Here is a 15,861-nt window from a genome sequence, read left to right on the forward strand (position 1 = left end):
CACTACTAATTCATTGGAAGCTTAATCGAGAAATGAGTTCCTTTAAACTTACACTAACTATCACCTCTTCAAACGTAAATTCAAAATCAATTCTTGTATATTTTCTGAAATTGTTTCAAATGAACTTCTCTCAAAATCTTCTAATTTCACTTTCCCATTTTCATTGTCAATCACAACTAACATTCCGTTACCTTCAATACCTATTGGGATATGTTTTAATCTCTCTTGAAGGTTCCCCTTATAGCCCTTTAACCGTTCTTTAAATGAATGCAATTCAATATTCGGCAATACCGCTTCTAATTCAATATAATAATTTTTATAAAAACCATTTAATTCAGCAAACCAATAGGAATTAAAGTACGTAATAACCGTTTGATGAAAGTGAATATCCATTTCTTCTTCTAAATGAATAAAGTCGTGTACGATATTTTTTTCTACTGGTTTCCATAGAATATAACCTTCCTCATCTATTTCCCCATCATAAAGAATAGGATTCACTTCTTCAAGAACTGGTGTTTTTAATAGAAAATCTAAACCTTCGTGCGCTAATTTTATTCTTAACCTAAAGTATTGTTGCATTGCATTTTTAATAGACACGCATATTCCCCTTTACTTTACTTCACTTAATTTTCCCCCTACAAATCTATCATCAAAAATGGATTTATACCTCTTCAGTAAATGCCTAAGTAAATATGCCCCTAAATTAGAAGTACTCCATTCTTATTCACCAGTATCCATATCAACTCTCATCATTTTTACAGTTAGTTATTTACAACAAATCGGATTTCCTGCACCATCTATTCCTATCACAACAAATTTTATACTACGCTTTTTTTACTAACGCCCAAATACCATACTGATTATAAAACAATTCATCTTCTGAAAAATGTTTACACTCCGTATGTTGCAATATAAAATGAGGGTTATTTTCATCTAGGCTGAATGTAGAATAGTCCGTTAAGCTAGGCTTTTCAATCAGATTATACAGACAAAAAACGTTCATTAATTCTTGAGCATATTGCGGGGTTACTTGATCTTTAAAAGTAATTACATCCGGCAGCCCAAAGCAATGCATACCACACGTATAGTAAAAATCATCTTCTGCGACTACTGTTACAAAAGCTTTGAATAATTGGACTTCATCATCTGTATGATACATATCCTTCCAACTTTCAATTGTATTTGCAGTACCTGAGGATTCAACTTTCACGCCCAGCCCTCCAGCTTTTACAAGTGCATTTGCAGCATCAACTAACTTCCTTATCTTTTCAATGGAACCTCCTTCCCCAATTAAATACAGTGCTAAAGAATGTTTTCTAATAAGATCAAGGTCTTCCTCAGTAAATGAATTGTATCCAGCAATTTCAAACGCTTCTGCTACTCGCTCGTCATGTTCATATATATCAACTTCAAAAAAAATACTCGGGTCTCCTAGTTTACTCATATAATTCCCAGCAAACATATATCCCTCACTTTTTCTTACAATCGCCTCAATAAGTTCACTTCTATTCTTCCATAAACCAGGTATACATAATACAACTTTTGAACTTTCCATCTAACCCTCTCCTTATTTACAACATTTCTCTATGTAAATACTAATACAATCTCCTTCTAAACTCTCTCATCTACTTATTAAAGTTATTCTTTTTCTTTCTTATAACTTAATGCAAATTCTACTACTTCTTCAGGTGTTAATTCTATATCATTCCAAAATATTAAATCACTAGGTGCTGGATGTGGAACACCGCTATTATTGAATTGTTTCACATATTCGCTATGTTCTGTTTCTGGTAAATCAAGATTATAGATCTTTTTTACAAGTTCAATAAGTTCCTCTCTGTTCATTTTACTTTTCATATCTTCCAACCTTTCAAATTGCAAAAATCGCTCCACTGTTCTTTCTATTCCAATTAAACTTTACATTACATTTATTGTACTATATTTCTATTTTATATTTTTACGTTTGACAGTTATATTATTGTTAAAAAACACGAAATCCCTAGGTACATTCCGTTCACTAGGGATTCCAATTCATCATATAATTTTATCAAGAAAATATGTATACGGGCTTCTTACATAAAATACGTTTTATCTTGCAGTTTTTTCAACTTATTCTGATAACATTTCAAAAAACTCATTTATATTATTCGCTATTTTTTCAGTGAATGGTTCAAATTCATCTGAATCCTCATGATACCAAATACAAATCTCTGGACTCATTTGATTTTCCCGATAATCTATACAAACAAAATCTCCCGCATATAGAGCCGCAATAGGAACTATCTCCGCACCAGTTAAATCCTCATCCGAAATAATTCGTTCATCCAATTGACTAAACACTACTTTCATATCATACATACCTTTTGGATTTTCACTTGGGTTATCCAATAAACATAGGAAACGCTCTACTACATACCGATTGTTTTTATGTGCAAAATACTTTGTGATGGGAATCGCTCCATTATTTTTCTTAATAAACATACAAAATTCTGAAGGGAATTTAACTTCCAGATTTCCCTCTATTCTTTCTAGCAACGTATCATCTGAGAGAGGATAAATAATACTTTCCGTTTGTATTTTCATTTTTTCCTCCTTGATGTTTTGATATTTCATTAAATACCTAAAAATCATTAATTATAAGGTACAGCGCCAATAAATATAAATTCTAAACCCTCATATGTATCTTCTACTTTCTCAGCATCGTATTGAAAATCATACAGCACTATAGCAGAATTCATCCTGTCCTCTACATTTACTTTTTTCATCAAATCTTTAAATCTCGGAATAATTACCTCACTATAAGAGAAATCCAGTAAAATCTCTTCTATATGTATTTTAGGTTCCTCATAAAACATAATTTCGATTTGATCTTCATCATAGTAACCAAAACCGAAATTCTCTCCAAATTTTGAATCTATACTATCTCCATCTTCTGTATATTCTATATCAACATATTCTTGAAGATGCTGAAATGATTGACTCGTTCCAAGCCACAACGAAGACATTCCTTTATATTCCATATTACCTCTCCTTATTATACTCTCCATCGTATAGAAACCTGTTCTCTTACTGTGAACGCCCTTATCTTGCAAAACTTTATTCATATGTAAGTTTTCTCGTTCTACAATTTAAATAACAATATCTTGATAACCAACTTCAATAACTTCTTCATTCTCAAATCTTACACCAATACCGTCCTCTTCCCATGTACAATTGAATATTAATCCTAGCCTTCTAACTCCATCTTCGAAATCTGGTAAAATAGTAAGTCCTATAGGATCAACCAACTTTCCTAATTGTTGAGTAGTTGTTATAATTGGTACTATTTCATCAGCAGACTCATCACCTAACATAGCTCTATACTCTAAACATTCTTCTTGATAATATTCGAATATAGCTTGTTCAGCTTCTTGTGTTAGTCTATTTATATCAGCGATGAATTTTCTATATGATTCTTCTTGAATTGCAGAAAATACACCATGTTCTTCCCCATCAATAGTTAAAGGAACTATTTTGTCATGACCCAAAATAGCTATTTTTTGTTTTCCGGTCCAATATCCATCATAGATAAGTTCACCAAATAATTTATGGTTTATTTTTTTCATCTATTCATTCTCCTATCGGATACTACTATTCTATTTTCTTGCTAATTACTTATACCGAAGTACAAATACATTCCCTAGCAAAACATAACCAAAACATTCGTTAAAAACTACACCAAAAGACACGATCTACTGTTTGTTGGAAAACAGGTACTTTCATAAAGTTTAATAGTATATCTTTCTCATTTGTCCCAACATATTCATCGTTATCTACATTATAAGATTGAAGGACTTCCACTTTATATACTCCATTTTCGATATCAATTTTATAATTGGAGCAATTTTCATCAGGTACTTTCTCATCTTCAAATTGTGCAGCCATTGTAAGGCAGTCATAATCAACTAAATATAATTGGTTCTCAGTTACTCTAATATACCCTTCTGCTTTTCTGAAGCACTCCTGCTTTATTGGTTCTTCTCCAATTTTTACTTCTACATTCCACGAGTGCTCAATACCTTCTTCAGTCATCTGAAGTACTAAAATATTTCCGTTTTTCATTTCATTAGTAAAATGCTGTAGCAACATTTCAAATTCCCAATCCTCATCCACAAATGACTTGTATCGCTCCGCATTTACAACCCCAATAAAATTCGTATCGCCAAATTCCATACAAAACCGCATGTTTATCCTCCTTAATATAAATAACCCTTATTTTTAATATCTACATTATTTAATATTGTATAGAAGTACGTGTAAATTCCTAAACTTGTATCCGCTTCTTCTATCTCATCCTCATTTAGCTGCCACTTCCACTTTACTCAATTGAGATTTAAAACCATAATCAATTGGACCCCATTCTTGAATTACTTGTCCATTTCTTTCAATTTTTCCTCCTCCCTGTTCAAATTGTATACTTCAAACTAGACTCAAGCCAACTTAAAACAAAGAACACTAAGAAAGCAATATAAAGTGCAACTTTAATCAGTGAGGGTTTTCTTCATCCTCCACTGATTATTAGCCCGACCAATCGGGTTTTTACGGGCAGTTAGTTTATCTCCCACCTAACTTCTTTGCTTTCACCGAATTTTGAAGTGGGAGTATTACTGCCCGTTAATGCGGGATAAAGCTGATTAGCGATGATATTTGTACACTTCATTTTTACCTGTTATCGCTTTGTACATAAACAGTGGTAAAAAACCCCTACAACAGCTACTGGCATTAACCTGATGACAATATTTCTTTTTCTCTTGAAGTACTTTTCATTAGACCCCTCCTTCCATTTTGTCTTCTTTTTTTGCCGTAAAGGAATTTCCTTACGAGAATCATCAAGATTAACAGATATTCGATACGCGACTTTAAGTAAGTTAGCTAATCAAAAGAGACAAAATATTAACTTTAGACACATAGAAGAGAACGGTTAGACTGCCATTTGTATGGGCAATTAATTTCCATTCTACTCTGGTCTTCCATCATGTTTCAAATAGGACATTTACTCCTTATGAAGAAGAAAAGAGAGTTGAGTGAATATAGGGTGAAAGGGAAATACCCAGTTTGAACAATAATTAATATCAGTTTTGTTAGTATTTATCCGTTTACAATTTCCCCACCATTCACGTGCAGAATTTGCCCTGATATGTAAGATGCATCATCGGAGGCCAAGAATACATAAGCAGGTGCCACTTCAAACGGTTGACCAGCTCGCTTCATAGGAACATGGTCTCCAAATGTGGCAAGCCATTCTGGAGGTAAGGAAGATGGAATTAATGGCGTCCAAATTGGTCCTGGGGCCACACCATTAACTCGAATCCCTTGCGATGCCAGTGACGATGACAGCGAACGTGTAAATGAAACAATAGCCCCTTTAGATGCCGCGTAGTCAATTGCATCTTGATCTCCATCATAAGCACTAAGGGATGTTGTATTTATTATGGAGCTCCCTGAATTCATGTATGGCAAAGCAGCTTTCGTAAAAATAAACTGAGAAAAAACATTTGTGTGAAAGGTACTTGCTCGTTGGTTCGAATCTACATCAAGTAGACTATTCCTTATGTATAGTACACCGGCATTATTCACCAAAATGTCAATACGGCCAAATTGGTGAATGGTTTGCATTACTGCTTGTTGGCAATGCTGCTCATACCCAATATCACCTGGAATGGTAATGCAACTACGGCCGTACTTTTTGACATAGAACGCCGTTTCTTTTGCATCGCTGTGTTCATTTAAATATGAGATTGCTATGTCTGCACCCTCTTTCGCGAATGCTACAGCGACAGCTCTACCAATTCCACTATCTCCACCAGTTATAAGTGCTACCTTATTTATAAGCTTACCGGCTGGTTTGTAATTGGGGTTATCAAATATAGGTCTGGGTATCATTAATGATTCAATGCCAGGTCTACCTTGTTGTTGAGGCGGGAAACCCATCACATACACCCCTCTCAGCATTTTTCTATAATGTATTATGATATACAAGAAAATATATCCTTTTCAAAAAATTAAATAGAGGAAGTTTTCATGCGTTCATACTCTCCGAATATTTCTAGTAGCCTTATATTTTTCATTAAAGATTAAACGAAAAATTTAAAACACACTTATTATGCTTTGAGCGTTTCACCACATTATAAGCAGCAGATACTTTGACCATAAATGTCTTCATCAATATTATTCTTCCCACTCTTCATAAATAACTGCGCCAGCATAAACAAGGTGCTTATTTTCAACAGCATTAGCTTCGTTATATTCAAAATCATACACTCTAATCACTGTGTTATAACTCTCTAACATATGTTCCCCATAATAATCTATGAATTGAGATATAATCTTTTCATAATAAGATGCGCCTTCTAATAACAACTGTAAAGATGTAGTTAAAATATCAATAAATGTGATTTCCAATAGATCTTCATTGTAATTTATAAAATCAATTTGAAAATCTCTCATAAATTGTGATGGGATTCTATCTCCCTGTTCATCAAATTTTATTTCCACATACTTTTGCAGCATTTCTTTACTCTTGAAATTCCCTAGCCATAGAGATATTACTCCTGGATTTTCGATGTTACCTCCTCCTTTATTCAGTAAGATTTTTAAGCTCCTCAGACCAAAATGTATTCTTTTCTACAGCCTTTGGATCGATACGCCTTAATTCATTTTCAAACCAAATACACACTGACTCTGGAATTTCATTATCTAAAAAAGCAAATTCACCATTTAAGTGAATCGCTTCATCAATTAACTTAGAAAACAATAGAAGGCTTTCTGCAAATTGATGAATGGAAGAATTAATGAAGATTTCTTCATAATTGTTGTCGTGATGTAAATAGACTACCTTATTTGTTCTTTCATCAATACATAGAGGATCCCCAGAACCAGTCGTACCCATAAACCAATAAAACTCAAAATCTATTGGCATGCCAAATTTTCGAGTTACATTCTGCATTAATTCAGTTGCGTTATCAAACTCTATAAATGGAGCAGCTGATGCTGGAAGACCCGCTTCGCTTAAAAACCTTCTCGTATCACTAGATAAATTTGTGTGCTGTAACATATCTCGATCTAATTTGTTTAATGGCCCGTCTCTTTTTTCATTCCATCTATCACAAAATTCTTTAGGTGCAATCATTTCATTACCCCTTTCCTTTTTTCATCCCCGTAATTTACTCCTCTTCCATTCTATTGAAATCAATCATTTCCCTAATCGCGAACTCCAGCCATTCCCAAAAATCATCGAATTCCTTCCTCTGTTCAAACCCTTCCGTAGCGAAGTCATGAATCACTTGAACCTTTTGTCCTTTTCCAAATTCAAAGCAGGCAATATCATCATTATCATCTCTTCTAGCAAAAGGAACTAATTTTCTATTTGGATACCTTTCTTTCAAATCAAGAAAGCGTCTAGTTGCTTGTGCTGATTCGATCATATACCATAAATCAAAATCCACTAAATGTAATTCAATTACTTTTCTATACGCTTCTGGATATTCAAACCCATCTATCTTAATAAAATAGCTCCCCACTCAAATTCCCGCTTTCTCATTTATTTTGAGCAAAACAAAGATATAGCTTTTCTCCTACTCGTTTACCTTCAAATACTTCCTCTTCAGCACGAAAGAGAATAAACCGCGCTATTCTGCTGAAGGATTATAATCAATCTCTACTTTTTCAAGACCTTCCAATACTTTATGTATTCTGTTGGATAAATCTCTTATTTCTTCTTGTGTTAATTCCCCCATTGCGTCTAGTGGATTAAACTTGCTTAATCTCTTTGTTATACCTTTTATATACCCAATGAACACTTTGTCATGAGTTAACACTATTTCACCTACAGCTGTATCAACAATTACGTCTTCTATTTCTCCGAGATTTATATACTCATAACAAGTTCTCGCAATTGCATCTTTCTGTCCTCTATCTAAAGTTAAAAAGTCATTATAGGCTTCATTAATGGCTTCAAACAATTCATTGTATTCCCAGTTTTCCATTTCAGATTCCTCCATTAGGCATTAATTATCATGTTGAATTTAAAGTAATTGTTTAGGTATGAAAAGCTAAGTCTAATTTAAAATCACCATGTCAGTTCTCCTTTTCGTATCTTTCTCCCATCATTTTGATTATCTACCACTACATTTTACAATCCTAGCAATTTTCAAATCAAAAAACTTGAAAGGCATTGTACAATCAAGTTTTTTACTACTGTTTATTTAAAAATTTATGAACGTTTATATGAGTCCATCATAAGCATCTCCAAGTGATACAAAATCACTCTGCATCCAATACCAATACTTCCCCTTATTATGTATAAGTCTTTCAAGTAGATCTATAAACGATGTTGCAATGATTTGTGATTCCCCTGCAATTCCATGACGATCAAAGAAGCTATCATAACATTTCCCCAATCTATTTCGATTTAGGTCAATTGTTAAGTATTCCTCTTTTCCATCATTACATATAATATACCAATTGGAAGTAATATCATCTTCACACAGCTCACTTATTATTACTGGATTTGCTAAAATAAATTCTTGTGAGGAGACAATATAAATCGGATACTCCTCATTCTCGAACAAAACCGCTCCTCCGCAAAGACTGTAAAATCCCTTTACATCCTCAGGTAGGATATGCTTCTTCTCATTAATTATCGGTAATCCTGCAGGCTCAAGCACACGACAATCAGATAAAGACTCTATTTGTGCAATGAGTTGACTCATTTTTTTTCATTTCTATCACTCCTAAAGTGATATTGATTATATTCTTATTAGCGAATTTGAGTACATTTTTATAGCTACCTTCCTCTCATTTATTGCCACTCAAATTTCTTTTGTACAGTTTCAATTCACTTCATTGATTGCGGAATGACTTAATATAAAATCAACCTTTTCCGCAAATAACTCCGGCATCTCACTCTTTACATTACATAAAATATCTTTCACTATTTGTTTCGTATGCTCATCAACCTGTTGTAAAGCTTTAATATATGGCAAAATTAACTCTTCTGAATTTAAAAGTGTTCGATGAATTCTATCTGCCCAAAATTCTGCCTGGGGTAACATATTTGTTATTCCATTCGCTAACTGTACAAGTCCATCCTCTAATCCATTCCGGCTTGCAATATAAAAAATGGTTTCAATTACATCGCTGTCTGCAGAAGGTTCCGCCACCTTGTCTTCAAATATTTCACAAAGTTCTGGAATCACTTCATTTCCTGCATGAAATGATAGTTCATTTAATATTTCTTCAAATTCTTCAATATCATCGCCTTCATTTTCCATAAAGCGCATTTTATATAAAATAGCAAGTTGTTCTTTATAACTCATGATGTACCTCCCGATTTTATTGTTACTCACTAATTATTAGAATACAAAACACTATTTAAACAATTATGATGTAAAAAAACAGCAGAGTTTTTAAAACCTCTGCTGTTTCCTGTTATTTAACTTCTAACGTGAACCAATTATTTATTGAATAGACAAGCGTTACCAAACAGCCGATTACACCAAACCAAATAGCATTAGGATCAATCTTTGAACCAAATAATACTGCTATTAACGATACCATACACAATAGCATCGCTAGACCATTAATCTTAATTTCGACTATATCGCCACTTTTTACTTGCTTTTCTTTACTTCCAAAAAATAATTGATTTGCTTTTATCTTCGCTTCTTTTACATCAGAAGGGAGCGTGTACTCTTCATTATTTTCTAATTTCATTACAACTTCATTATCCACTTTTAAAGCTACTCTTGTAGCCCCACCCATCATACCTGTTGCCCTTATTACTTTTATAGCCATTTTAAACTCCTCTTAAACTTTTGTTCGTCTAATAAAAACCTTCCTACTTTTCAGTCTAGTATATTCCCTACAATTTTTCATCTTTTTTCCATAATTTATATTATCATATTTGGAATTAATTTATTAATAGGAGTATGATTGTTTCTACCTTTTACTTTATAGTCTATGATAAGAATCCTGTTTCTCTCCAGATATGGTTAGTGGATGTTTTAAATCATCTATTCTTATTTAATCGTTTTCTCTGTTTTTAAAACAAATGAACTTAATGCGGGAACCTTAATCTTATTATCATGGAAAACATAAAGTACTTTACTTCCTGCACGTTCACCATCTACTAGCACTTTCCAAGGACCTTTTGATGGAAGAGTAATTTCCACCGCTTCTCTATTCGCATTGTGAGCCACAACAAAATATTCGTTTTTATTACCATTTGCTTTGCCATCTAATGTATAAGCTACAACATTTTTTGGCGCATCAATGAACGTTAGATGTTTTTTTATTTGTTCAGCAGATGTCATGCGAAAAGCTGAATGGTTGTTACGCAACTCTATTAAGCCTTTCATATACTCTACTTCTTTATCAAATGCTGCACGGCGCACCCAATCCATTTGGTTAATAGAATCAGGAGATTTGTAGCTATTATGATCACCATATTTTGTACGCATGAACTCTTGGCCTGCATGCAAGAATGAAACCCCTTGCGATGTTAATATGATGGAAGAAGACAACTTGTGCATTTGTTTACGTACTTCTTCACTGTCGCCAGGATTAGTCAACTGAAGCTTATCCCATAATGTATGGTTGTCATGTGCTTCAACATATGTCAGGACCTGCTCAGGATCCTGATAAGTATACACTTTTTTATCATAGTCCATACCAGCCGTAATTCCTTTTTTAATGCGTTCTTCCATGTTTTGCATTCCGTTCACAAAACCATTATCCTTATCCCCGAATACGCTTCCTTTCAACCCATCACGAATATCGTCATTAAAATGAGCGATTCCTTTCATTTTCTCCGCATTTTTTTGATTTGCTTTTAACTCAGGCGCTAGAGGCGTATTTAAATCCCAACCTTCTCCATGAAGAATAATAGAAGGATCAATTTGATTAATGGCTTTACGTATCGTATTCATTGTTTCGACATCATGAATACCCATCAAATCAAAACGGAACCCATCTAAATTATACTCTTTTGCCCAATACACGACGGAATCTATCATAAATTTCCTCATCATCTTTCGTTCAGAAGCCGTATCATTCCCTACTCCTGTTCCATTTGCGAGTGAACCATCCTCATTGTAACGATAATAATAACCTGGAACTAACTTGTGGAAATTGGATTCAGCCGCATTGTACATATGATTATATACAACGTCCATCACAACACGAAGATTATTATCATGAAGTGTTTGAATCATCTGCTTTAATTCAGTAATTCGAACAGTCGGCTCATAAGGATTAGTAGAATATGAGCCTTCTGGTACATTGTAATTTTTCGGATCATATCCCCAGTTATATTGTGGTTCGTTTAATTTTTCTTCATTTACTGAAGCATAATCAAATATCGGTAAAAACTGGACATGAGTAACACCAAGATCTTTAATATGATCAAGACCTGTTTTTACGCCTTCGGGTCCTCTCGTTCCTTTTTCTGTTACACCAAGATATTTTCCTTTTTGTTTAATACCACTTTCAGGTTGAATGGAAAGATCACGTACTTGTAACTCATAAATAATAGCATCTTCCGGATTTTTAAATTTCGGTTTTTTATTCCCCTTCCAATTTTTTGGATTTGTTTCTTTTAAATCAACGACTGCACCTTTATCACCGTTAACAGAAGCAGCACGCACATATGGATCAACGGCCTCAGTCCATTTGTCCCCAATCTTCACCTTATATGTATAAAAAAGGCCTTTTTGATCACCTGTCAGTTTTGCAGTCCAAGTTCCTTTTTCACCTTGATCCATGCTTATTTCAGTACCTTTTTCATCATTCCATTTTTTATAAGTAACCAATTTTGCCTCGCTCGCAGTGGGAGCCCACAAACGAAACTTTGTTTCCTGTGGCGTATATATATTACCTAAATCACTACCATCATAATAAAATAAATGATCGAATTCCTCGCTACGAATTACTTTACCAATTTCAGTATTAGCTTCAATGGAATTTCCCATTTTGATTTTGTATGTTTTTTTTAAATCAAGATTCTTTTCTGTAATGATTTTAACCTTATTAGTACTATCTCCATCATTTGTATCATAAGGACTAACTTTCTCAATGTTAACGCCCTCAATTTCAATTTTTTGCTCCTTAATATTGAATGGAGCATTGGTAGTTACAGTGATTTCATTGAAGCTATCAATGGTTGCTTTCTGAATAGAAAGTTCAGAAGAAGGCTTAGAATTGTAAACTTTATCATCGCCAGAAAGAATCCATACTTCAGCACGGCCATCCTTAATATTTTCAATCCAACGATCACCACCGTCTTTTTCCCATTCATTCGTACGAACTATAAATCCGACACGATTATAATCACCATCTATTTTCAACTTAGCATACTTACCAAACTCATCTTTCCCAGTAAATTCATAGGATTGACCACTCGTATTTTCAGCCCACATCCAAAGATTCCAATCTTTTGTATTTCCAGACTTCTCCTTATAATGAACGATAATTTCAGTTGTTTTCGTATTTGATTCTGCTTGTACACTCTGAAAAGAAAAACCAGATAATAGCATAGCAATTACAGTAAGTAATAAAAACGTCTTGTTTATTAATTTTTTTGTAATATACACTCCATTCACCCTTTCTTAAAATATTACGAATAATTCATTATGAGTAACCCTGCATAAGTTAATCTAGAAATCGCTTTTATAACACCTCCGTATTGAATGTTTTTACTTATTTATTTCAATGATCTTTTAATAGAAAAATCAAAGATGTAAAGGAGTAAGAAATTAACGAAAACGTTTGCATTAAACGCTAAAAAAAAGACTTACTTATTCCTTGTTATATCTCTAAATATCAAAAAGATCACGGAAAACATTTTTAAGAAAACGTTTGTTATCGCTTTCAATTTTATAGCACGAACCATAAAGAGGTCAATATATTATTAATTTTCTGTTTTTACCCTATGTACATGTTGTTAACATGTACAGTTGTAACTCATTGAAGATAGTTAAGCGTGGATATATTTTGACTTTGAAACTTCGTAAACATAATACTAAAGTATCGCAAAACATTTAAAAGTTAGTGATTTTATTAATTATCATCAATTTCATCATCTTCAAATACAATAGTGAACTCACAGTTAAGAGAATTTAAAAGTGAATTTATATAATTGCTTGTCTTTTCTTGATCGTAACCAGGGGAATATTTTTTTAATCTTACTTGTAATATCCAACTAGCTTCTTTATTATCGGGATATTTATAATTTGAATCTTCATCTCGATTTGGAAATAAGGCAATATATGTACCCATTTCTTTATTAAGGTTAAAGTAAAAATATTTATACTTAAATGGTAATTTGGATTCTAATAATGGAGGATTTTTAGTCTTTGAAATTGTCCGTTTATCGTTAGCTAGAAATTGTTTGAGATACTTAATAATTACTTTCTCTTCTTTTCGTTCAGTTACTAATCCATATTCAGTGTTTGTTTTCATATTCAAGCTCATCCCCCATTTTATTTTGTGATATATTCTTATGAATTGCTATAAATTCAAGTGTCTTAATCTCAGCATCCAAATGAAATGTTCTCTAAGATAAAACACCCTTAAATAATGAAAATTGTTTATTTAACAAGTCCTAAAGATATATGAACTACACAAAGTTAGTTAATATAATCACTCATTATATGAAGCAAGCACAGAGGCTAATTTCATAATCATCAAAGATTAGATTTTTTCTCTTTTAAAAACTTTATGCAAATATGATTTTATTAAGTATGTTTTCTTTGAATTTTCTTTATTCCCTATATAGAAATCGCATATTTATAATTTAGTCTAATACTTTATTTTAATAAAACACCATGTCTTATTATTTTAACAGAAGATAGTGGATAGGCTACACTGAACTAGACAAAAAAATTAAGGTCAAGTAGACTACAAGAATCTACTATGACGAAAAATAAAAGAGAAAGAAGAACCTTTACAGCGGAATTTAAGCACCAAATGGTTCAACTGTATCAAAATGGTAAACCAAGGAAAGACATTATTAAGGAATATGGATTAACACCATCATCATTGGATCGGTGGATCAATCAAAATCGTACATCTGGCTCGTTTAAAGAGAAAGATAATAAGACCGCTGAACAAATAGAATTGGAAGCGTTGAGAAAACAAAACAAACAGCTTCTTATGGAAAATGATATTTTAAAGCAAGCGGCGCTGATACTAGGACGAAAGTAAAAGTAGTGAAGAATAACCTACATAAATACTCAATATCAGCAATGTGCAATGTCCTACAATTATCAAGAGCGACATATTATTATGAGGCAAAACAAGTACTAGATACAGTAGATGGATTGTCACCACTCGTGAAAGAAATCTTCCGAGAGAGCCGTCAGAACTATGGAACACGAAAGATAAAAGTGGAATTAAAGAAGTTAGGATATGTGGCTTGTCTGGATTATCCCATTCTATATGACTCATCTCTTACGTAATAAACAAAAAGCATTAAATATTTGGATTATAAATCCTTATTTAATGCTTTTCGCCTTACTTCTCTTTATTTTAGAGACTACCATATTCTTCTATAATTGCTTTATCCGCACAAAACTTATAGAAATTTTTTATCATTTCATCAATATCTTGCTTTCTTACTATTTTTTCTAACCATTCTTCTGGAATTCCATCCATTTTATAATACATTCCTGCTAATGTTCCTGTTATAGCAGCTACTGTATCCGTATCTCCACCCAAGTTCACTGCCTTTAAAACCGCTTCTTTAAATGATGTTGAATTTCCTAAACACCAAATGGCAGCCTCTAAAGTATGCACTACATATCCATCTGATAAGATTTCATTTCTATGTATACTAAAAAAATCATTTTCAAAAAGCCTTAAATAATGTTTCAATTCATCTTGGTATTTATGGCCTTTATCAAAATTTTTATCAAATAGCCTTTTAACTACTTCTAATGATTCTTGAGGATTATCATTATGGTAAAGCCTTATCAAACATTCAATATAAATAATGGAACCTACTATAGCACGAGGATAAGCATGAGTAATTTCAGTATATCTTTTTATCATTTCTACTTCTTTTATAAAATCAAACTCATTATATAGTAGTATAAAAGCCAATGGTGCTATTCTCATGATTGCACCATTACCATTATCGAACTCAGCTTTCCCACCACATTTTTCTGGTGAATATCCTTCCTCAAAACGAATAATAGCATCATTTGTAGTTCTTCCAATATCGAACATTTTTCCAAACGGAGTCCAATATCCCTCCTTTTTATACTTAATAAATTTATCCATTAAAATACTTATGCTTTCTTCTTTATCAGATTTTCGATTAGACACAAAATCAAAGAGGTATCATCTGACCATGTTCCAGGTGGTTGGTTATAGGTTCCATATCCACTCACATCATCTATATAAAATGTGTCTCTTTGCTTAAATTCAACTGGAACGCCTAAAAAATCCCCAGTAATTTCACCATATATTGTGGGAAAACTCTTTGTTTAATGCTCAAGCTAAGAAAAGACTTATTATCACCTGACCATCTATCAATCATTCTTCTGCCAGGCATTTCTATCACACCTATTCCTTATCTAGCTAAATACTGTTAGATTTTTAAGAGATTGATGGATACCAAGAAAATTTTGTATCACTATCAAGTGGTGTATCCTGGGTTTCCTTTTTGATTATGCTGAACCATTCGTTTAATATTTGAGCTTTTGGTAATTGTGAGGCAGGGTCGTCTTCCCAGATGATGTGTGAAAACCAGGCCTTTGTTTCCCATTCAAATTGCAGTTCTGCAAACGAAATTGTAGGATGGTCCGCTTCATAAAATTGTCG

Annotated in this window: 18 protein-coding genes and 3 pseudogenes; 2 read left to right on the top strand and 19 right to left on the bottom strand. The window is 33.0% G+C overall.

All coding sequences use genetic code 11. From position 1 onward, the window contains the following. Nucleotides 1-60: 60 nt before the first annotated feature. The 7 genes from C568_RS0126985 to C568_RS0127015 form a co-directional block, all read right to left on the bottom strand. Nucleotides 61-597, bottom strand: coding sequence for a SecY-interacting protein Syd (locus tag C568_RS0126985; RefSeq protein ID WP_018783298.1), 537 nt, complete (start codon nt 595-597; stop codon nt 61-63). 226 nt (nt 598-823) lie between these two features. Further along, nucleotides 824-1,555 carry a DUF4261 domain-containing protein gene (locus C568_RS0126990; protein ID WP_018783299.1) on the bottom strand — a complete coding sequence of 244 codons (732 nt, stop codon included), beginning with the start codon at nt 1,553-1,555 and terminating at the stop codon, nt 824-826. A gap of 83 nt (nt 1,556-1,638) precedes the next feature. Beyond that, on the bottom strand, nt 1,639-1,857 hold the full coding sequence (locus C568_RS0126995) for a bacteriocin immunity protein (RefSeq protein WP_029427848.1): 219 nt from the start codon (nt 1,855-1,857) through the stop codon (nt 1,639-1,641). A gap of 252 nt (nt 1,858-2,109) precedes the next feature. Beyond that, nucleotides 2,110-2,583, bottom strand: coding sequence for an SMI1/KNR4 family protein (locus tag C568_RS0127000; protein ID WP_018783301.1), 474 nt, complete (start codon nt 2,581-2,583; stop codon nt 2,110-2,112). 47 nt (nt 2,584-2,630) lie between these two features. Next, complete coding sequence (locus C568_RS0127005) at nt 2,631-3,020, bottom strand: immunity 22 family protein (RefSeq protein ID WP_018783302.1); 390 nt, start codon at nt 3,018-3,020, stop codon at nt 2,631-2,633. 108 nt (nt 3,021-3,128) lie between these two features. Continuing rightward, complete coding sequence (locus tag C568_RS0127010) at nt 3,129-3,605, bottom strand: DUF6985 domain-containing protein (RefSeq protein WP_018783303.1); 477 nt, start codon at nt 3,603-3,605, stop codon at nt 3,129-3,131. Nucleotides 3,606-3,705: 100 nt separating this feature from the next. Then, the gene (locus C568_RS0127015; protein ID WP_029427851.1) at nt 3,706-4,212 is read right to left on the bottom strand and encodes a hypothetical protein; all 507 of its coding nucleotides are present in this window, start codon (nt 4,210-4,212) and stop codon (nt 3,706-3,708) included. Between the two features lie 578 nt (nt 4,213-4,790). On the opposite strand from C568_RS0127015, the gene C568_RS35850 reads away from it, so the two are divergent. Then, complete coding sequence (locus tag C568_RS35850; RefSeq protein ID WP_231399048.1) at nt 4,791-4,964, top strand: helix-turn-helix domain-containing protein; 174 nt, start codon at nt 4,791-4,793, stop codon at nt 4,962-4,964. A 163-nt stretch (nt 4,965-5,127) separates the two neighbouring features. On the opposite strand, the gene C568_RS0127020 is transcribed toward C568_RS35850, so the two are convergent. From C568_RS0127020 to C568_RS0127065, 10 genes are all read right to left on the bottom strand, one after another. Continuing rightward, entirely contained in the window at nt 5,128-5,970 is an 843-nt protein-coding gene (locus C568_RS0127020; RefSeq protein ID WP_006095418.1) for an SDR family oxidoreductase, read from the bottom strand. Between the two features lie 237 nt (nt 5,971-6,207). Next, the gene (locus C568_RS0127025) at nt 6,208-6,603 is read right to left on the bottom strand and encodes an immunity 22 family protein (RefSeq protein ID WP_029427852.1); all 396 of its coding nucleotides are present in this window, start codon (nt 6,601-6,603) and stop codon (nt 6,208-6,210) included. Nucleotides 6,604-6,616: 13 nt separating this feature from the next. After that, entirely contained in the window at nt 6,617-7,168 is a 552-nt protein-coding gene (locus tag C568_RS0127030; protein WP_018783306.1) for an SUKH-4 family immunity protein, read from the bottom strand. 34 nt (nt 7,169-7,202) lie between these two features. Beyond that, complete coding sequence (locus C568_RS0127035; protein WP_018783307.1) at nt 7,203-7,559, bottom strand: SMI1/KNR4 family protein; 357 nt, start codon at nt 7,557-7,559, stop codon at nt 7,203-7,205. Between the two features lie 108 nt (nt 7,560-7,667). Next, nucleotides 7,668-8,024 carry an Imm3 family immunity protein gene (locus C568_RS0127040; protein ID WP_018783308.1) on the bottom strand — a complete coding sequence of 119 codons (357 nt, stop codon included), beginning with the start codon at nt 8,022-8,024 and terminating at the stop codon, nt 7,668-7,670. A gap of 237 nt (nt 8,025-8,261) precedes the next feature. Beyond that, the gene (locus C568_RS0127045; protein ID WP_018783309.1) at nt 8,262-8,750 is read right to left on the bottom strand and encodes an SMI1/KNR4 family protein; all 489 of its coding nucleotides are present in this window, start codon (nt 8,748-8,750) and stop codon (nt 8,262-8,264) included. 120 nt (nt 8,751-8,870) lie between these two features. Continuing rightward, on the bottom strand, nt 8,871-9,356 hold the full coding sequence (locus C568_RS0127050; protein ID WP_018783310.1) for an Imm30 family immunity protein: 486 nt from the start codon (nt 9,354-9,356) through the stop codon (nt 8,871-8,873). A gap of 112 nt (nt 9,357-9,468) precedes the next feature. Then, nucleotides 9,469-9,834, bottom strand: coding sequence for a hypothetical protein (locus C568_RS0127055; RefSeq protein WP_003203397.1), 366 nt, complete (start codon nt 9,832-9,834; stop codon nt 9,469-9,471). A 224-nt stretch (nt 9,835-10,058) separates the two neighbouring features. Continuing rightward, nucleotides 10,059-12,629 (bottom strand): type I pullulanase, encoded by a 2,571-nt coding sequence (gene pulA / locus C568_RS0127060; protein WP_018783311.1) that lies wholly within the window; start codon nt 12,627-12,629, stop codon nt 10,059-10,061. Between the two features lie 466 nt (nt 12,630-13,095). Further along, nucleotides 13,096-13,497 carry a hypothetical protein gene (locus tag C568_RS0127065; RefSeq protein ID WP_018783312.1) on the bottom strand — a complete coding sequence of 134 codons (402 nt, stop codon included), beginning with the start codon at nt 13,495-13,497 and terminating at the stop codon, nt 13,096-13,098. Nucleotides 13,498-13,950: 453 nt separating this feature from the next. Here C568_RS0127065 and C568_RS35855 point away from each other — a divergent pair. Further along, a pseudogene (locus C568_RS35855) lies at nt 13,951-14,447 on the top strand (transposase); the annotation flags it as partial. Nucleotides 14,448-14,565: 118 nt separating this feature from the next. Here the strand turns inward: C568_RS35855 and C568_RS32200 are convergent. After that, nucleotides 14,566-15,592: pseudogene (locus tag C568_RS32200) on the bottom strand (ADP-ribosylglycohydrolase family protein). Between the two features lie 44 nt (nt 15,593-15,636). Then, nucleotides 15,637-15,861 (bottom strand): annotated as a pseudogene (locus C568_RS0127080) (hypothetical protein); the annotation flags it as partial.

The organism is Bacillus sp. 95MFCvi2.1 (genome assembly GCF_000374965.1).
Lineage (GTDB): Bacteria > Bacillota > Bacilli > Bacillales > Bacillaceae_G > Bacillus_A > Bacillus_A pseudomycoides.